This window comes from Moraxella haemolytica, from assembly GCF_030177935.1.
Taxonomy (GTDB): domain Bacteria; phylum Pseudomonadota; class Gammaproteobacteria; order Pseudomonadales; family Moraxellaceae; genus Moraxella; species Moraxella haemolytica.
The window spans coordinates 1975399-1997998 of the sequence record NZ_CP089974.1; the positions used below are offsets into that span (position 1 = coordinate 1975399).

1 protein-coding gene is annotated in these 22600 nt (G+C 44.5%); it reads left to right on the forward strand.

The features are described 5' to 3' along the window. Nucleotides 1-74 precede the first annotated feature (74 nt). Nucleotides 75-22568 carry a YadA-like family protein gene (locus tag LU276_RS09390; protein ID WP_284673571.1) on the forward strand — a complete coding sequence of 7498 codons (22494 nt, stop codon included), beginning with the start codon at nt 75-77 and terminating at the stop codon, nt 22566-22568. Nucleotides 22569-22600: the final 32 nt, after the last annotated feature.

Here is a 22600-nt window from a genome sequence, read left to right on the forward strand (position 1 = left end):
ACTCGATTGTGATCGGGCACAGTACTTTCCTTGGCAGCTCAGCGGTTCCCGGTGCAACTACGCCAAACTCAAACGTGATTATCGGTTACGCGGCAATCGGACGGGGTGAGCAAGTTCAAAATGCGATTGCTTTAGGGGCGAGAGCGAATACCGGTGGTAACCAAACAATCTCTATCGGGGCAGACTCGGTAACCGTGAGTCAAGGTAACATCTCTATTGGTTCGCAAGCGTCCTCTAGGGACCCAAACTCTCTTGCTATCGGGACAGGGGCTAAATCAAGCGGCGGATCAGTAGCGATAGGTAACGCAGCAGAGGCAGCTAATACGTCTATTGTGGTTGGTTATAGCTCAAAATCTAAGTCTAGCAACGGGACGGTACTGGGGATTAGTGCAACCAATGCCAGTAACAACGGGACGGTTATTGGGTATGGAGCGACGGTTAATGCCAATTCACTAAATGGGATTGCAATAGGACGTTCTGCAACAGTTCAAACCAGATCGCAAGGCGGTATTGCGATTGGTTCTGGCACGAATATTCAAGGTTTGAATTCTCTTGGTATAGGAACATCAGCTATAGCAAAAGGATCATCAGTGGCCATCGGTAGTTCAGCACGGGCGGATAACAGCTCTATCGTTATTGGTATAGGCTCAGTTGGCTTATCCACCAACGGTGTGGTGCTAGGGAATCAAGCAATCAACAATGGCAAAGACAGTACGGTTATCGGGTATGGGGCAAAGCTTTCCGGTGATGGGGCAGATGTGTTCAGAGTAGGTCGGGCTCGTGAATTAGAAAACTCCTTAGTTGTGGGGACAGATGCTCGTGCGTGGTCAGGACACTCGGTGGTGCTGGGGCGTGAGGCACAGGTTGGTAATGCTAATAGTGATGCGGTTAGCGGTACAGCAGTGGGTGAGCGTGCCAAAGCACTTGCCTATCGTAGTACGGCACTGGGGAGTAATGCGTTGGTTGACGCCAGCGGAGACGGCGGTATCGCGATTGGTCGCTCTGCTTTATCGAATGCCCCACAAGGGATTGCGATTGGCTCGGGAGATGCAGATAGCGCTAGAAACCCTGCAACGGTAAATGCAGAGGGGGGGGTTGCGATTGGGCATAACGCCAGGGTTGACACTGATCATAAACGAGCAGTGGCGATAGGTTATAGTACAACTGCCGGTGGTGCGTATAACGTGGTCATCGGTAATGGAGCATCAGCATCCGACAGTGAAAATGTGGCTATCGGTAGAAATTCAAGTGCGTCTGATACGACAGCGAGAGGTGATTTAACAGTTGGACAAAAGACCTTTTTGGCGAATCAATGGAAAGCCCACAACAAAACTCATTCTTTTTCAGTGGGTTCATCGGGGAGTGAGCGAGTTATTCAGAATGTAGCGGCCGGTACGATTGGCCCCAACAGCACCGAAGCGATTAACGGCTCGCAGTTGTATAGAATTGTAGAGGGTATCGGGTTTGATGTGCATGATAATGCCGGTGCTAAAAAAGCAACCGTTGGTATCGGCAATAAAGTAAGCTTTAAGAAAGGGAATAGTGGTTTAGTTAGCGTTGAGACAGCCACAGATGGGAGAACGGGCGGCACACAAGAGAATGCGAGAGTAACCTTTGATGTCATAACGCAGGGGCTTGAAAGTCAAAATACTAAAACAAAGGTAATGGCTGCGAGCGGTCCAACAGGTTTGGCGAAATCTGCTGATGTGGCACAGGCGATTAACGATGTAGCAGAAGCGTTACAAAAGGATATAAAAAACATTGGCGTAAGCTGGAAGCTGGCTACAAAAGCCGGCACAGGTACAGCGGCTAACAGACAGCATACAATCACATCTAATCAGACAGCAACATTCCAAGCCGGTAAAAACATAGTACTAGCACAGGCAGCTGGAACCATCGATATTGCCGTAAAGGACAGTCCAACATTTAACACAATTACTACAACCGGCATTGCGACCATCGGCGGTACGCTAAATGCCAACGGTGGCTTGACGGTAGCAAATAACAAAACGGTTAATTTTAATAATAATAGACTGACTAATGTGGGTAATGCTACAGCTGATACTGATGCAGTCAATAAGAGACAGTTGGATGAAAAGGCGGCAGAATTAACCAATACAGGATTGAAGTTTCGGGGTGATTCAAACGAAGCCTCAAAATTTTTCACACGTAAGTTGAACGAGGAAGTACAAATTACCGGCGGTGCTAATGAGAATCAGTTGACTACTAACAATATTGGGGTGGTTGTTAATGGTTCCAATCTACAAGTAAAACTTGCTAAAACTCTGTCTGGGTTAACTTCAGTAACAACAAACTCACTGACAGTCAATAATAGTGCCACCTTTACACAAGGCATAACCTTAGGTAATGCCAACAATGGTCCGAAGATTGTTAATAATGGTGATGCCATCAAGGTTCAGAAGAACGGAGGAGGGTATGCTCGAATCACCAATATTTGGGACGGTAAAGATGCTTTTGATGCAGTCAATAAAGGGCAGTTGGACGAGCTGGCTAATACAGGATTACAGTTTGAAGGTGATTCAGCTAGTGATGTTGCCACTCGCAAGTTAGGCCAAAAACTGAATATTACCGGCGGTGCTAATAGGGATAAGTTGACTAATAATAATATTGGGGTGGTTGTTGGTGGTAATGGTCTGGTTGTAAAACTTGCCAAGAATATTAGTGGGTTGGAAACCATTAAAACCACCGGTCGTATTACAGCCGGTGGTGGTTTGACAGTGACTACTGGGGGCGTGACTGTTGCTAATGGCGGCATAACGGTTACTCAAGGTGGCTTGACGGTGACCGCTGGCCCAACCAATTTGAACGGTGGCTTGACAGTAACCGGTAATACACAGGTTGCTAAACTAACAGCAACTGGTGATACATCACTTAAAAAGGTGGATGTTACTGGTAAGCTGAATGTGACTGGCCCAACCAATTTGACCGGTGGTGCGACTGTTGGTGGCAATGGTTTGACTGTTAATAATGGTGGCATAACGGTTACTCGCGGTGGTTTGACTGTTCAGGCTGGTGCATCGAGCTTTGGTGATAAAGTGACGGTTACTCGAGGTGGTTTGGATGTTAGCGGTGCTACCACGCTTGGAAGTACTTTGAATGTGACGGGTGCGGCAAATGTTGGTGGTATGCTAAATGCCAACGGTGGCTTGACGGTAGCAAGAAGCCAAAAGGTTGATTTTAATAATAATAAACTGACTAAGGTGGCTGATGCTGTAGCTGATACTGATGCAGTCAATAAGAAACAGCTGGATGCCTGGGCTGACAAAGGGATAAAGTTTTTGGGTGATTCAAACAAAGACGGACAACATCTCACACGTAAGTTGGGCACGGACATAAAAATTACCGGCGGTGCTGATGAGAGTAAGTTGACTAATAACAATATTGGGGTGGTTGTTGGTGACAAGGGATTGGAAGTAAAACTATCCAACACACTGACTGGGTTAACTTCAGTAACAACAGAGTCACTAACAGTCAATAATGGTGCGACCATCTCTGGTAAATTAACAGCGAACAACGATTTTGAGGCGAAGGGTGCGACCACGCTTAGAAGTACCACTGCAAGTACGTTGAATGTGACTGGTGCAACCAACTTGACCGGTGGTGCGACTGTTGGTGGCAATGGTTTGACTGTTAATAATGGTGGCATAAAGGTTACTCGAGGTGGTTTGACTGTTCAGGCTGGTGCATCGAGCTTTGGTGATAAAGTGACGGTTACTCGAGGTGGTTTGGATGTTAGCGGTGCTACCACGCTTGGAAGTACTTTGAATGTGACGGGTGCGGCAAATGTTGGTGGTATGCTAAATGCCAACGGTGGCTTGACGGTAGCAAGAAGCCAAAAGGTTGATTTTAATAATAATAAACTGACTAAGGTGGCTGATGCTGTAGCTGATACTGATGCAGTCAATAAGAAACAGCTGGATGCCTGGGCTGACAAAGGGATAAAGTTTTTGGGTGATTCAAACAAAGACGGACAACATCTCACACGTAAGTTGGGCACGGACATAAAAATTACCGGCGGTGCTGATGAGAGTAAGTTGACTAATAACAATATTGGGGTGGTTGTTGGTGACAAGGGATTGGAAGTAAAACTATCCAAAACACTGACTGGGTTAACTTCAGTAGCAACAAACTCACTAACAGTCAATAATGGTGCGACGATTGGCGGGAAATTAACGGCTCGCGGTGGTTTGACAGTAACCGGCGGCAAAACTGAGTTGCAACAAGGTTTGGAAGTAACCGGTGACACAAAAGTTGCTAACCTAACAGCAACCGGTAATACATTGCTTCAAAAAGTGGATGTTGCTGGTGCGTTGGATGTGACTGGTAAAACAACGGTTACACAATTAGAAGCAAGCGGCGAAGTGACGCTTAAAGATGCGTTAATCGTTGAGGGTCAAGCACAGCTTAAAGATACCTTGGTTGTTGATAAGCAGGCGACCTTTAAACAAGGTGTGACCTTAGGTGACACTACCGGTCCGAAGATTGTGCGTGATGGTGACAATATCAAAGTTCAGAAGAATGGTGGTGGTGCAGCACGTATTACCAATATTGCTGCTGGTGAACAAGACGGTGATGCGGTTAACTTTAAGCAAGTGAAGGACGGAATTGCTGGTATTACCACTAAAGGTCTTAAGTTTGCAGGCGATATTAACGGTGAAGTCCATCGTGAATTAGGTCAGGCGCTGACGATTACCGGTGGTGTAACCCAAGAGGGGAATCTGACTGACAGTAATATCGGTGTAGTGAAAAATCCTAATAATCAGGGATTGATTGTAAAACTTGCCAAGAATCTTCAAAACCTAGATTCAGTAGCGACAAACACACTGACAACCACTGGAGCTGCGACTATTGGTGGTGGTTTGACAGTGACCGGTGATACATCGCTTCAAAAAGTGGATGTTACTGGTGCGTTGGATGTGACTGGTAAAACAACGGTTACACAATTAGAAGCAAGCGGCGAAGTGACGCTTAAAGATGCGTTAATCGTTGAGGGTCAAGCACAGCTTAAAGATACCTTGGTTGTTACCAAAGAAGCAACCTTTAATGGTGCAGTTACGGCAAATCAAGGTTTGACTGTTGCTCAGGGTAACTTGGAAGTAACCAATGGCAATACTACGCTTAAGACTTTGACTGTTAATGAAACGCTAGCTGTTAAGCAAAAAGCAACCTTTGAACAAGGTCTGGATGTGACTGCCGGTAAAACCAATTTGAACGGTGGTTTGACAGTAACCGGCGGCAAAACTGAGTTGCAACAAGGTTTGGAAGTAACCGGTGACACAAAAGTTGCTAACCTAACAGCAACCGGTAATACATTGCTTCAAAAAGTGGATGTTGCTGGTGCGTTGGATGTGACTGGTAAAACAACGGTTACACAATTAGAAGCAAGCGGCGAAGTGACGCTTAAAGATGCGTTAATCGTTGAGGGTCAAGCACAGCTTAAAGATACCTTGGTTGTTGATAAGCAGGCGACCTTTAAACAAGGTGTGACCTTAGGTGACACTACCGGTCCGAAGATTGTGCGTGATGGTGACAATATCAAAGTTCAGAAGAATGGTGGTGGTGCAGCACGTATTACCAATATTGCTGCTGGTGAACAAGACGGTGATGCGGTTAACTTTAAGCAAGTGAAGGACGGAATTGCTGGTATTACCACTAAAGGTCTTAAGTTTGCAGGCGATATTAACGGTGAAGTCCATCGTGAATTAGGTCAGGCGCTGACGATTACCGGTGGTGTAACCCAAGAGGGGAATCTGACTGACAGTAATATCGGTGTAGTGAAAAATCCTAATAATCAGGGATTGATTGTAAAACTTGCCAAGAATCTTCAAAACCTAGATTCAGTAGCGACAAACACACTGACAACCACTGGAGCTGCGACTATTGGTGGTGGTTTGACAGTGACCGGTGATACATCGCTTCAAAAAGTGGATGTTACTGGTGCGTTGGATGTGACTGGTAAAACAACGGTTACACAATTAGAAGCAAGCGGCGAAGTGACGCTTAAAGATGCGTTAATCGTTGAGGGTCAAGCACAGCTTAAAGATACCTTGGTTGTTACCAAAGAAGCAACCTTTAATGGTGCAGTTACGGCAAATCAAGGTTTGACTGTTGCTCAGGGTAACTTGGAAGTAACCAATGGCAATACTACGCTTAAGACTTTGACTGTTAATGAAACGCTAGCTGTTAAGCAAAAAGCAACCTTTGAACAAGGTCTGGATGTGACTGCCGGTAAAACCAATTTGAACGGTGGTTTGACAGTAACCGGCGGCAAAACTGAGTTGCAACAAGGTTTGGAAGTAACCGGTGACACAAAAGTTGCTAACCTAACAGCAACCGGTAATACATTGCTTCAAAAAGTGGATGTTGCTGGTGCGTTGGATGTGACTGGTAAAACAACGGTTACACAATTAGAAGCAAGCGGCGAAGTGACGCTTAAAGATGCGTTAATCGTTGAGGGTCAAGCACAGCTTAAAGATACCTTGGTTGTTGATAAGCAGGCGACCTTTAAACAAGGTGTGACCTTAGGTGACACTACCGGTCCGAAGATTGTGCGTGATGGTGACAATATCAAAGTTCAGAAGAATGGTGGTGGTGCAGCACGTATTACCAATATTGCTGCTGGTGAACAAGACGGTGATGCGGTTAACTTTAAGCAAGTGAAGGACGGAATTGCTGGTATTACCACTAAAGGTCTTAAGTTTGCAGGCGATATTAACGGTGAAGTCCATCGTGAATTAGGTCAGGCGCTGACGATTACCGGTGGTGTAACCCAAGAGGGGAATCTGACTGACAGTAATATCGGTGTAGTGAAAAATCCTAATAATCAGGGATTGATTGTAAAACTTGCCAAGAATCTTCAAAACCTAGATTCAGTAGCGACAAACACACTGACAACCACTGGAGCTGCGACTATTGGTGGTGGTTTGACAGTGACCGGTGATACATCGCTTCAAAAAGTGGATGTTACTGGTGCGTTGGATGTGACTGGTAAAACAACGGTTACACAATTAGAAGCAAGCGGCGAAGTGACGCTTAAAGATGCGTTAATCGTTGAGGGTCAAGCACAGCTTAAAGATACCTTGGTTGTTACCAAAGAAGCAACCTTTAATGGTGCAGTTACGGCAAATCAAGGTTTGACTGTTGCTCAGGGTAACTTGGAAGTAACCAATGGCAATACTACGCTTAAGACTTTGACTGTTAATGAAACGCTAGCTGTTAAGCAAAAAGCAACCTTTGAACAAGGTCTGGATGTGACTGCCGGTAAAACCAATTTGAACGGTGGTTTGACAGTAACCGGCGGCAAAACTGAGTTGCAACAAGGTTTGGAAGTAACCGGTGACACAAAAGTTGCTAACCTAACAGCAACCGGTAATACATTGCTTCAAAAAGTGGATGTTGCTGGTGCGTTGGATGTGACTGGTAAAACAACGGTTACACAATTAGAAGCAAGCGGCGAAGTGACGCTTAAAGATGCGTTAATCGTTGAGGGTCAAGCACAGCTTAAAGATACCTTGGTTGTTGATAAGCAGGCGACCTTTAAACAAGGTGTGACCTTAGGTGACACTACCGGTCCGAAGATTGTGCGTGATGGTGACAATATCAAAGTTCAGAAGAATGGTGGTGGTGCAGCACGTATTACCAATATTGCTGCTGGTGAACAAGACGGTGATGCGGTTAACTTTAAGCAAGTGAAGGACGGAATTGCTGGTATTACCACTAAAGGTCTTAAGTTTGCAGGCGATATTAACGGTGAAGTCCATCGTGAATTAGGTCAGGCGCTGACGATTACCGGTGGTGTAACCCAAGAGGGGAATCTGACTGACAGTAATATCGGTGTAGTGAAAAATCCTAATAATCAGGGATTGATTGTAAAACTTGCCAAGAATCTTCAAAACCTAGATTCAGTAGCGACAAACACACTGACAACCACTGGAGCTGCGACTATTGGTGGTGGTTTGACAGTGACCGGTGATACATCGCTTCAAAAAGTGGATGTTACTGGTGCGTTGGATGTGACTGGTAAAACAACGGTTACACAATTAGAAGCAAGCGGCGAAGTGACGCTTAAAGATGCGTTAATCGTTGAGGGTCAAGCACAGCTTAAAGATACCTTGGTTGTTACCAAAGAAGCAACCTTTAATGGTGCAGTTACGGCAAATCAAGGTTTGACTGTTGCTCAGGGTAACTTGGAAGTAACCAATGGCAATACTACGCTTAAGACTTTGACTGTTAATGAAACGCTAGCTGTTAAGCAAAAAGCAACCTTTGAACAAGGTCTGGATGTGACTGCCGGTAAAACCAATTTGAACGGTGGTTTGACAGTAACCGGCGGCAAAACTGAGTTGCAACAAGGTTTGGAAGTAACCGGTGACACAAAAGTTGCTAACCTAACAGCAACCGGTAATACATTGCTTCAAAAAGTGGATGTTGCTGGTGCGTTGGATGTGACTGGTAAAACAACGGTTACACAATTAGAAGCAAGCGGCGAAGTGACGCTTAAAGATGCGTTAATCGTTGAGGGTCAAGCACAGCTTAAAGATACCTTGGTTGTTGATAAGCAGGCGACCTTTAAACAAGGTGTGACCTTAGGTGACACTACCGGTCCGAAGATTGTGCGTGATGGTGACAATATCAAAGTTCAGAAGAATGGTGGTGGTGCAGCACGTATTACCAATATTGCTGCTGGTGAACAAGACGGTGATGCGGTTAACTTTAAGCAAGTGAAGGACGGAATTGCTGGTATTACCACTAAAGGTCTTAAGTTTGCAGGCGATATTAACGGTGAAGTCCATCGTGAATTAGGTCAGGCGCTGACGATTACCGGTGGTGTAACCCAAGAGGGGAATCTGACTGACAGTAATATCGGTGTAGTGAAAAATCCTAATAATCAGGGATTGATTGTAAAACTTGCCAAGAATCTTCAAAACCTAGATTCAGTAGCGACAAACACACTGACAACCACTGGAGCTGCGACTATTGGTGGTGGTTTGACAGTGACCGGTGATACATCGCTTCAAAAAGTGGATGTTACTGGTGCGTTGGATGTGACTGGTAAAACAACGGTTACACAATTAGAAGCAAGCGGCGAAGTGACGCTTAAAGATGCGTTAATCGTTGAGGGTCAAGCACAGCTTAAAGATACCTTGGTTGTTACCAAAGAAGCAACCTTTAATGGTGCAGTTACGGCAAATCAAGGTTTGACTGTTGCTCAGGGTAACTTGGAAGTAACCAATGGCAATACTACGCTTAAGACTTTGACTGTTAATGAAACGCTAGCTGTTAAGCAAAAAGCAACCTTTGAACAAGGTCTGGATGTGACTGCCGGTAAAACCAATTTGAACGGTGGTTTGACAGTAACCGGCGGCAAAACTGAGTTGCAACAAGGTTTGGAAGTAACCGGTGACACAAAAGTTGCTAACCTAACAGCAACCGGTAATACATTGCTTCAAAAAGTGGATGTTGCTGGTGCGTTGGATGTGACTGGTAAAACAACGGTTACACAATTAGAAGCAAGCGGCGAAGTGACGCTTAAAGATGCGTTAATCGTTGAGGGTCAAGCACAGCTTAAAGATACCTTGGTTGTTGATAAGCAGGCGACCTTTAAACAAGGTGTGACCTTAGGTGACACTACCGGTCCGAAGATTGTGCGTGATGGTGACAATATCAAAGTTCAGAAGAATGGTGGTGGTGCAGCACGTATTACCAATATTGCTGCTGGTGAACAAGACGGTGATGCGGTTAACTTTAAGCAAGTGAAGGACGGAATTGCTGGTATTACCACTAAAGGTCTTAAGTTTGCAGGCGATATTAACGGTGAAGTCCATCGTGAATTAGGTCAGGCGCTGACGATTACCGGTGGTGTAACCCAAGAGGGGAATCTGACTGACAGTAATATCGGTGTAGTGAAAAATCCTAATAATCAGGGATTGATTGTAAAACTTGCCAAGAATCTTCAAAACCTAGATTCAGTAGCGACAAACACACTGACAACCACTGGAGCTGCGACTATTGGTGGTGGTTTGACAGTGACCGGTGATACATCGCTTCAAAAAGTGGATGTTACTGGTGCGTTGGATGTGACTGGTAAAACAACGGTTACACAATTAGAAGCAAGCGGCGAAGTGACGCTTAAAGATGCGTTAATCGTTGAGGGTCAAGCACAGCTTAAAGATACCTTGGTTGTTACCAAAGAAGCAACCTTTAATGGTGCAGTTACGGCAAATCAAGGTTTGACTGTTGCTCAGGGTAACTTGGAAGTAACCAATGGCAATACTACGCTTAAGACTTTGACTGTTAATGAAACGCTAGCTGTTAAGCAAAAAGCAACCTTTGAACAAGGTCTGGATGTGACTGCCGGTAAAACCAATTTGAACGGTGGTTTGACAGTAACCGGCGGCAAAACTGAGTTGCAACAAGGTTTGGAAGTAACCGGTGACACAAAAGTTGCTAACCTAACAGCAACCGGTAATACATTGCTTCAAAAAGTGGATGTTGCTGGTGCGTTGGATGTGACTGGTAAAACAACGGTTACACAATTAGAAGCAAGCGGCGAAGTGACGCTTAAAGATGCGTTAATCGTTGAGGGTCAAGCACAGCTTAAAGATACCTTGGTTGTTGATAAGCAGGCGACCTTTAAACAAGGTGTGACCTTAGGTGACACTACCGGTCCGAAGATTGTGCGTGATGGTGACAATATCAAAGTTCAGAAGAATGGTGGTGGTGCAGCACGTATTACCAATATTGCTGCTGGTGAACAAGACGGTGATGCGGTTAACTTTAAGCAAGTGAAGGACGGAATTGCTGGTATTACCACTAAAGGTCTTAAGTTTGCAGGCGATATTAACGGTGAAGTCCATCGTGAATTAGGTCAGGCGCTGACGATTACCGGTGGTGTAACCCAAGAGGGGAATCTGACTGACAGTAATATCGGTGTAGTGAAAAATCCTAATAATCAGGGATTGATTGTAAAACTTGCCAAGAATCTTCAAAACCTAGATTCAGTAGCGACAAACACACTGACAACCACTGGAGCTGCGACTATTGGTGGTGGTTTGACAGTGACCGGTGATACATCGCTTCAAAAAGTGGATGTTACTGGTGCGTTGGATGTGACTGGTAAAACAACGGTTACACAATTAGAAGCAAGCGGCGAAGTGACGCTTAAAGATGCGTTAATCGTTGAGGGTCAAGCACAGCTTAAAGATACCTTGGTTGTTACCAAAGAAGCAACCTTTAATGGTGCAGTTACGGCAAATCAAGGTTTGACTGTTGCTCAGGGTAACTTGGAAGTAACCAATGGCAATACTACGCTTAAGACTTTGACTGTTAATGAAACGCTAGCTGTTAAGCAAAAAGCAACCTTTGAACAAGGTCTGGATGTGACTGCCGGTAAAACCAATTTGAACGGTGGTTTGACAGTAACCGGCGGCAAAACTGAGTTGCAACAAGGTTTGGAAGTAACCGGTGACACAAAAGTTGCTAACCTAACAGCAACCGGTAATACATTGCTTCAAAAAGTGGATGTTGCTGGTGCGTTGGATGTGACTGGTAAAACAACGGTTACACAATTAGAAGCAAGCGGCGAAGTGACGCTTAAAGATGCGTTAATCGTTGAGGGTCAAGCACAGCTTAAAGATACCTTGGTTGTTGATAAGCAGGCGACCTTTAAACAAGGTGTGACCTTAGGTGACACTACCGGTCCGAAGATTGTGCGTGATGGTGACAATATCAAAGTTCAGAAGAATGGTGGTGGTGCAGCACGTATTACCAATATTGCTGCTGGTGAACAAGACGGTGATGCGGTTAACTTTAAGCAAGTGAAGGACGGAATTGCTGGTATTACCACTAAAGGTCTTAAGTTTGCAGGCGATATTAACGGTGAAGTCCATCGTGAATTAGGTCAGGCGCTGACGATTACCGGTGGTGTAACCCAAGAGGGGAATCTGACTGACAGTAATATCGGTGTAGTGAAAAATCCTAATAATCAGGGATTGATTGTAAAACTTGCCAAGAATCTTCAAAACCTAGATTCAGTAGCGACAAACACACTGACAACCACTGGAGCTGCGACTATTGGTGGTGGTTTGACAGTGACCGGTAATACATTGCTTCAAAAAGTGGATGTTACTGGTGCGTTGGATGTGACTGGTAAAACAACGGTTACACAATTAGAAGCAAGCGGCGAAGTGACGCTTAAAGATGCGTTAATCGTTGAGGGTCAAGCACAGCTTAAAGATACCTTGGTTGTTACCAAAGAAGCAACCTTTAATGGTGCAGTTACGGCAAATCAAGGTTTGACTGTTGCTCAGGGTAACTTGGAAGTAACCAATGGCAATACTACGCTTAAGACTTTGACTGTTAATGAAACGCTAGCTGTTAAGCAAAAAGCAACCTTTGAACAAGGTCTGGATGTGACTGCCGGTAAAACCAATTTGAACGGTGGTTTGACAGTAACCGGCGGCAAAACTGAGTTGCAACAAGGTTTGGAAGTAACCGGTGACACAAAAGTTGCTAACCTAACAGCAACCGGTAATACATTGCTTCAAAAAGTGGATGTTGCTGGTGCGTTGGATGTGACTGGTAAAACAACGGTTACACAATTAGAAGCAAGCGGCGAAGTGACGCTTAAAGATGCGTTAATCGTTGAGGGTCAAGCACAGCTTAAAGATACCTTGGTTGTTGATAAGCAGGCGACCTTTAAACAAGGTGTGACCTTAGGTGACACTACCGGTCCGAAGATTGTGCGTGATGGTGACAATATCAAAGTTCAGAAGAATGGTGGTGGTGCAGCACGTATTACCAATATTGCTGCTGGTGAACAAGACGGTGATGCGGTTAACTTTAAGCAAGTGAAGGACGGAATTGCTGGTATTACCACTAAAGGTCTTAAGTTTGCAGGCGATATTAACGGTGAAGTCCATCGTGAATTAGGTCAGGCGCTGACGATTACCGGTGGTGTAACCCAAGAGGGGAATCTGACTGACAGTAATATCGGTGTAGTGAAAAATCCTAATAATCAGGGATTGATTGTAAAACTTGCCAAGAATCTTCAAAACCTAGATTCAGTAGCGACAAACACACTGACAACCACTGGAGCTGCGACTATTGGTGGTGGTTTGACAGTGACCGGTGATACATCGCTTCAAAAAGTGGATGTTACTGGTGCGTTGGATGTGACTGGTAAAACAACGGTTACACAATTAGAAGCAAGCGGCGAAGTGACGCTTAAAGATGCGTTAATCGTTGAGGGTCAAGCACAGCTTAAAGATACCTTGGTTGTTACCAAAGAAGCAACCTTTAATGGTGCAGTTACGGCAAATCAAGGTTTGACTGTTGCTCAGGGTAACTTGGAAGTAACCAATGGCAATACTACGCTTAAGACTTTGACTGTTAATGAAACGCTAGCTGTTAAGCAAAAAGCAACCTTTGAACAAGGTCTGGATGTGACTGCCGGTAAAACCAATTTGAACGGTGGTTTGACAGTAACCGGCGGCAAAACTGAGTTGCAACAAGGTTTGGAAGTAACCGGTGACACAAAAGTTGCTAACCTAACAGCAACCGGTAATACATTGCTTCAAAAAGTGGATGTTGCTGGTGCGTTGGATGTGACTGGTAAAACAACGGTTACACAATTAGAAGCAAGCGGCGAAGTGACGCTTAAAGATGCGTTAATCGTTGAGGGTCAAGCACAGCTTAAAGATACCTTGGTTGTTGATAAGCAGGCGACCTTTAAACAAGGTGTGACCTTAGGTGACACTACCGGTCCGAAGATTGTGCGTGATGGTGACAATATCAAAGTTCAGAAGAATGGTGGTGGTGCAGCACGTATTACCAATATTGCTGCTGGTGAACAAGACGGTGATGCGGTTAACTTTAAGCAAGTGAAGGACGGAATTGCTGGTATTACCACTAAAGGTCTTAAGTTTGCAGGCGATATTAACGGTGAAGTCCATCGTGAATTAGGTCAGGCGCTGACGATTACCGGTGGTGTAACCCAAGAGGGGAATCTGACTGACAGTAATATCGGTGTAGTGAAAAATCCTAATAATCAGGGATTGATTGTAAAACTTGCCAAGAATCTTCAAAACCTAGATTCAGTAGCGACAAACACACTGACAACCACTGGAGCTGCGACTATTGGTGGTGGTTTGACAGTGACCGGTGATACATCGCTTCAAAAAGTGGATGTTACTGGTGCGTTGGATGTGACTGGTAAAACAACGGTTACACAATTAGAAGCAAGCGGCGAAGTGACGCTTAAAGATGCGTTAATCGTTGAGGGTCAAGCACAGCTTAAAGATACCTTGGTTGTTACCAAAGAAGCAACCTTTAATGGTGCAGTTACGGCAAATCAAGGTTTGACTGTTGCTCAGGGTAACTTGGAAGTAACCAATGGCAATACTACGCTTAAGACTTTGACTGTTAATGAAACGCTAGCTGTTAAGCAAAAAGCAACCTTTGAACAAGGTCTGGATGTGACTGCCGGTAAAACCAATTTGAACGGTGGTTTGACAGTAACCGGCGGCAAAACTGAGTTGCAACAAGGTTTGGAAGTAACCGGTGACACAAAAGTTGCTAACCTAACAGCAACCGGTAATACATTGCTTCAAAAAGTGGATGTTGCTGGTGCGTTGGATGTGACTGGTAAAACAACGGTTACACAATTAGAAGCAAGCGGCGAAGTGACGCTTAAAGATGCGTTAATCGTTGAGGGTCAAGCACAGCTTAAAGATACCTTGGTTGTTGATAAGCAGGCGACCTTTAAACAAGGTGTGACCTTAGGTGACACTACCGGTCCGAAGATTGTGCGTGATGGTGACAATATCAAAGTTCAGAAGAATGGTGGTGGTGCAGCACGTATTACCAATATTGCTGCTGGTGAACAAGACGGTGATGCGGTTAACTTTAAGCAAGTGAAGGACGGAATTGCTGGTATTACCACTAAAGGTCTTAAGTTTGCAGGCGATATTAACGGTGAAGTCCATCGTGAATTAGGTCAGGCGCTGACGATTACCGGTGGTGTAACCCAAGAGGGGAATCTGACTGACAGTAATATCGGTGTAGTGAAAAATCCTAATAATCAGGGATTGATTGTAAAACTTGCCAAGAATCTTCAAAACCTAGATTCAGTAGCGACAAACACACTGACAACCACTGGAGCTGCGACTATTGGTGGTGGTTTGACAGTGACCGGTAATACATTGCTTCAAAAAGTGGATGTTGCTGGTGCGTTGGATGTGACTGGTAAAACAACGGTTACACAATTAGAAGCAAGCGGCGAAGTGACGCTTAAAGATGCGTTAATCGTTGAGGGTCAAGCACAGCTTAAAGATACCTTGGTTGTTGATAAGCAGGCGACCTTTAAACAAGGTGTGACCTTAGGTGACACTACCGGTCCGAAGATTGTGCGTGATGGTGACAATATCAAAGTTCAGAAGAATGGTGGTGGTGCAGCACGTATTACCAATATTGCTGCTGGTGAACAAGACGGTGATGCGGTTAACTTTAAGCAAGTGAAGGACGGAATTGCTGGTATTACCACTAAAGGTCTTAAGTTTGCAGGCGATATTAACGGTGAAGTCCATCGTGAATTAGGTCAGGCGCTGACGATTACCGGTGGTGTAACCCAAGAGGGGAATCTGACTGACAGTAATATCGGTGTAGTGAAAAATCCTAATAATCAGGGATTGATTGTAAAACTTGCCAAGAATCTTCAAAACCTAGATTCAGTAGCGACAAACACACTGACAACCACTGGAGCTGCGACTATTGGTGGTGGTTTGACAGTGACCGGTGATACATCGCTTCAAAAAGTGGATGTTACTGGTGCGTTGGATGTGACTGGTAAAACAACGGTTACACAATTAGAAGCAAGCGGCGAAGTGACGCTTAAAGATGCGTTAATCGTTGAGGGTCAAGCACAGCTTAAAGATACCTTGGTTGTTACCAAAGAAGCAACCTTTAATGGTGCAGTTACGGCAAATCAAGGTTTGACTGTTGCTCAGGGTAACTTGGAAGTAACCAATGGCAATACTACGCTTAAGACTTTGACTGTTAATGAAACGCTAGCTGTTAAGCAAAAAGCAACCTTTGAACAAGGTCTGGATGTGACTGCCGGTAAAACCAATTTGAACGGTGGTTTGACAGTAACCGGCGGCAAAACTGAGTTGCAACAAGGTTTGGAAGTAACCGGTGACACAAAAGTTGCTAACCTAACAGCAACCGGTAATACATTGCTTCAAAAAGTGGATGTTGCTGGTGCGTTGGATGTGACTGGTAAAACAACGGTTACACAATTAGAAGCAAGCGGCGAAGTGACGCTTAAAGATGCGTTAATCGTTGAGGGTCAAGCACAGCTTAAAGATACCTTGGTTGTTGATAAGCAGGCGACCTTTAAACAAGGTGTGACCTTAGGTGACACTACCGGTCCGAAGATTGTGCGTGATGGTGACAATATCAAAGTTCAGAAGAATGGTGGTGGTGCAGCACGTATTACCAATATTGCTGCTGGTGAACAAGACGGTGATGCGGTTAACTTTAAGCAAGTGAAGGACGGAATTGCTGGTATTACCACTAAAGGTCTTAAGTTTGCAGGCGATATTAACGGTGAAGTCCATCGTGAATTAGGTCAGGCGCTGACGATTACCGGTGGTGTAACCCAAGAGGGGAATCTGACTGACAGTAATATCGGTGTAGTGAAAAATCCTAATAATCAGGGATTGATTGTAAAACTTGCCAAGAATCTTCAAAACCTAGATTCAGTAGCGACAAACACACTGACAACCACTGGAGCTGCGACTATTGGTGGTGGTTTGACAGTGACCGGTGATACATCGCTTCAAAAAGTGGATGTTACTGGTGCGTTGGATGTGACTGGTAAAACAACGGTTACACAATTAGAAGCAAGCGGCGAAGTGACGCTTAAAGATGCGTTAATCGTTGAGGGTCAAGCACAGCTTAAAGATACCTTGGTTGTTACCAAAGAAGCAACCTTTAATGGTGCAGTTACGGCAAATCAAGGTTTGACTGTTGCTCAGGGTAACTTGGAAGTAACCAATGGCAATACTACGCTTAAGACTTTGACTGTTAATGAAACGCTAGCTGTTAAGCAAAAAGCAACCTTTGAACAAGGTCTGGATGTGACTGCCGGTAAAACCAATTTGAACGGTGGTTTGACAGTAACCGGCGGCAAAACTGAGTTGCAACAAGGTTTGGAAGTAACCGGTGACACAAAAGTTGCTAACCTAACAGCAACCGGTAATACATTGCTTCAAAAAGTGGATGTTGCTGGTGCGTTGGATGTGACTGGTAAAACAACGGTTACACAATTAGAAGCAAGCGGCGAAGTGACGCTTAAAGATGCGTTAATCGTTGAGGGTCAAGCACAGCTTAAAGATACCTTGGTTGTTGATAAGCAGGCGACCTTTAAACAAGGTGTGACCTTAGGTGACACTACCGGTCCGAAGATTGTGCGTGATGGTGACAATATCAAAGTTCAGAAGAATGGTGGTGGTGCAGCACGTATTACCAATATTGCTGCTGGTGAACAAGACGGTGATGCGGTTAACTTTAAGCAAGTGAAGGACGGAATTGCTGGTATTACCACTAAAGGTCTTAAGTTTGCAGGCGATATTAACGGTGAAGTCCATCGTGAATTAGGTCAGGCGCTGACGATTACCGGTGGTGTAACCCAAGAGGGGAATCTGACTGACAGTAATATCGGTGTAGTGAAAAATCCTAATAATCAGGGATTGATTGTAAAACTTGCCAAGAATCTTCAAAACCTAGATTCAGTAGCGACAAACACACTGACAACCACTGGAGCTGCGACTATTGGTGGTGGTTTGACAGTGACCGGTAATACATTGCTTCAAAAAGTGGATGTTGCTGGTGCGTTGGATGTGACTGGTAAAACAACGGTTACACAATTAGAAGCAAGCGGCGAAGTGACGCTTAAAGATGCGTTAATCGTTGAGGGTCAAGCACAGCTTAAAGATACCTTGGTTGTTGATAAGCAGGCGACCTTTAAACAAGGTGTGACCTTAGGTGACACTACCGGTCCGAAGATTGTGCGTGATGGTGACAATATCAAAGTTCAGAAGAATGGTGGTGGTGCAGCACGTATTACCAATATTGCTGCTGGTGAACAAGACGGTGATGCGGTTAACTTTAAGCAAGTGAAGGACGGAATTGCTGGTATTACCACTAAAGGTCTTAAGTTTGCAGGCGATATTAACGGTGAAGTCCATCGTGAATTAGGTCAGGCGCTGACGATTACCGGTGGTGTAACCCAAGAGGGGAATCTGACTGACAGTAATATCGGTGTAGTGAAAAATCCTAATAATCAGGGATTGATTGTAAAACTTGCCAAGAATCTTCAAAACCTAGATTCAGTAGCGACAAACACACTGACAACCACTGGAGCTGCGACTATTGGTGGTGGTTTGACAGTGACCGGTGATACATCGCTTCAAAAAGTGGATGTTACTGGTGCGTTGGATGTGACTGGTAAAACAACGGTTACACAATTAGAAGCAAGCGGCGAAGTGACGCTTAAAGATGCGTTAATCGTTGAGGGTCAAGCACAGCTTAAAGATACCTTGGTTGTTACCAAAGAAGCAACCTTTAATGGTGCAGTTACGGCAAATCAAGGTTTGACTGTTGCTCAGGGTAACTTGGAAGTAACCAATGGCAATACTACGCTTAAGACTTTGACTGTTAATGAAACGCTAGCTGTTAAGCAAAAAGCAACCTTTGAACAAGGTCTGGATGTGACTGCCGGTAAAACCAATTTGAACGGTGGTTTGACAGTAACCGGCGGCAAAACTGAGTTGCAACAAGGTTTGGAAGTAACCGGTGACACAAAAGTTGCTAACCTAACAGCAACCGGTAATACATTGCTTCAAAAAGTGGATGTTGCTGGTGCGTTGGATGTGACTGGTAAAACAACGGTTACACAATTAGAAGCAAGCGGCGAAGTGACGCTTAAAGATGCGTTAATCGTTGAGGGTCAAGCACAGCTTAAAGATACCTTGGTTGTTGATAAGCAGGCGACCTTTAAACAAGGTGTGACCTTAGGTGACACTACCGGTCCGAAGATTGTGCGTGATGGTGACAATATCAAAGTTCAGAAGAATGGTGGTGGTGCAGCACGTATTACCAATATTGCTGCTGGTGAACAAGACGGTGATGCGGTTAACTTTAAGCAAGTGAAGGACGGAATTGCTGGTATTACCACTAAAGGTCTTAAGTTTGCAGGCGATATTAACGGTGAAGTCCATCGTGAATTAGGTCAGGCGCTGACGATTACCGGTGGTGTAACCCAAGAGGGGAATCTGACTGACAGTAATATCGGTGTAGTGAAAAATCCTAATAATCAGGGATTGATTGTAAAACTTGCCAAGAATCTTCAAAACCTAGATTCAGTAGCGACAAACACACTGACAACCACTGGAGCTGCGACTATTGGTGGTGGTTTGACAGTGAAAAAAGCAACCATGTTATTAGGTGGATTAACCACCGTTGGGAACAATGTCACCATTGGTGATAGTTTTACTATAGGTAATAGTCTTGTCTCTGGTGATGCAGGTGTTCAAGGTGATTTGTATGTCTCTGGTGATACCAATCTTAAAGACACCACTGTTGATGGCAAGCTGAAAGTAACCAAAGGTATGGATGTAAAAGGTAAATCAACCTTTGATGCGATAGAGATCCCAAGTTCAAAAGAGAATCAACCGCCACTGTTGCTTGACAATACAGGTATTAGTGGTTTGCCAGGTAATATCGCAGCGACTGCTGATAATACACTGTCATCAGATATTGATGCCAAATTAGATATTTCTAAACCAACAGATGATCCAGCAGAAAGAGCAAAAAGATTGTCTCGTGCAGCAACCATAGCTGATGTGTTGTCGGTGGGCTTTAACCTAAAAAACAATGGTGCATCAAGAGACTTTATTCGTGGTTTTGATACAGTTGACTTTATCGATGGTAAGGCAACTACTGCAGTTGTCACTCGTGAGGGTAACAGCAAAACAAGCAAAGTGACCTTTAATGTCAATGTTGATAATGACACCATTAAGCTGATTGACGGCAATAAGATTGCTGCTAACACCACCGATTTGATGGTAAGCAATAGCGGTCGATTAGATATTCCAATGGTATCTTTCGATGCGATAGACAATGCTAAGAAACTGATGACCGCCAGAGATATTGCCTATGCGATTAATCAATCCGGTTTCCAAGTCATCTCCGGTCAAACCGGACTTGGTACTAATTCTGGTGCATCCGAAGAAGTGGTGAGAGCTGGTGATTTGATTAAGCTGATTGCCGGTGACAACTTGGATATTAAACAAGAAGGTACAACCTTTACCTTCTCTCTTAAAAAGACATTAACGCTTAAAGATGATAAGGGTGATGTGACCACACTCTCCCCTGCAGGTGTTAAGACACAGGGTAATGGCGGTGGTAGTACTCTGGGCAACGGCGGTGGTAGTAATGTCGGTGGCAATGGCGGTAATGTCGGTAACGGCAATGGTGCTGGCGGCGGTGCAGTCGGTAATGGCGGCGGTGAGAGCACAGTCGATAAAGGCGGGCTTACTGTTGCAGACAGAGACGGTAATGTCAGCAAAGTGACGGCGAACGGTGTTGCTGTTGAAGGCAAAAACGGTAGTAGTAGTCTTGAAGAAGGCGGTTTATCAGTTATCGGTAAAGACGGTGAAAGCAGTCTTAAAGAAGGCGGTTTATCGGTCATCGGCAAAAACGGCAGCAGTAGTCTTGAAGAAACCGGTTTGTCAGTTGCGGGCAAAAACGGCAGCAGTAGTCTTGAAGAAGGCGGTTTATCAGTTATCGGTAAAGATGGTGAAAGCAGTCTTAAAGAAGGTGGTTTATCGGTCATCGGCAAAGACGGTAGTAGTAGTCTTGAAGAAACCGGTTTGTCAGTTGAAGGCAAAAACGGCAGCAGTAGTCTTGAAGAAGGCGGTTTATCAGTTATCGGTAAAGATGGTGAAAGCAGTCTTAAAGAAGGTGGTTTATCGGTCATCGGCAAAGATGGTGAAAGCAGTCTTAGTGGCGATGGTGTGAATGTTATCGATAAAGATGGTAACGGGGGCGAGTTTAATGCAAAAGGCATCTCACTCATTGGACCAAAAAACCAATTAAACCTACAAAACAATAAGCTTGAAATGACCGCAACCAATGCTGGTAAAACCAATACATTTAGTATTGAAAATACGGCAGAAGGAGCGAAAGTTAGTGGCGTTGCTGATGGTGTTGACCCTAACGATGCAGTCAATAAGAGCCAGCTGGATGCACAGGCAAATAAAGGCCTGAAGTTCGTTGGTGATGACAATCAAGAAGTCCATCGTAAATTAGGTGAGACGCTAACCATTGCCGGTGGCTTAACGGATGCAACCAAGCTGTCTGATAATAATATCGGAGTGATGAAAGATGGTGATGGCAAGTTGGTTGTAAAACTTGCTAAGAATATTAGCGGTTTAAGCAATATTGAAACCACTGGTCGTATTACTGCCGGCGATGGTCTGACTGTTGAAGCTGGTGGCTTAAATGTTAAAGGTGATACGACGCTTCAAAAGACAACCGTTACTGATTTCACTGCAAATGGCGATACAACGCTTCAAAAGACTGTTGTGAATCAAACCCTAACGGTTGAAAAACAAGCGACCTTTAAAGATACAGTTGAGGTAAATAATGGCTTGACAGTAACCAATGGCGAAACCAAGCTGAAAAATACTGCTGTTAATGGTACGCTGAATGTGACTGGTAACACAACGATTGATAAAACCTTGATAGTTAAGGGTGATACAACTGTTGAGAAGTTAACAGCAAATGGCGATACAACGCTTGAAAAATCATTGACTGTTAAAGAGAAAGCGACCTTTAAAGATACAGTTGAGGTAAATAATGGCTTGTCAGTAACCAATGGCGAAACCAAGCTGAAAAATACTGCTGTTAATGGTACGCTGAATGTGACTGGTAACACAACGATTGATAAAACCTTGATAGTTAAGGGTGATACAACTGTTGAGAAGTTAACAGCAAATGGTGATACAACGCTTGAAAAATCATTGACTGTTAAAGAGAAAGCGACCTTTAAAGAGGGTATCACCTTAGGTGATGCTACTACAGGACCACAGATTGTTCATGAAGGTGATGATACCATCAGAATTCAGCAGAACGATGGCAGTGCAGCACGCATCACCAATGTGGCTGATGGTCATATCGCACCAGACAGTAAAGATATCGTCAATGGTGGTCAGCTGATGAATGTTTATAACCACATCGGTAAAATTGAAAGTCAGCTACAAGCAGGTATTGCCGGTAATAACGCTGCAGCGTCCCTACCACAAGTCATGATGCCAGGCAAATCTATGGTATCGGCAGCATTGGGCGGCTTCCGCGATAAGAAAGCAATCGCCATTGGTTATTCTCGCTTGAGTGACAATGGACGCATGGCATTGAAGTCAAACTTAAATGTTGACACCGAGAAGAACCTTGGCTATGGTGTGGGCGTAGGCTTTACCTGGTAACCCACCCATTGCGATAACTTTTATCTTAGGAA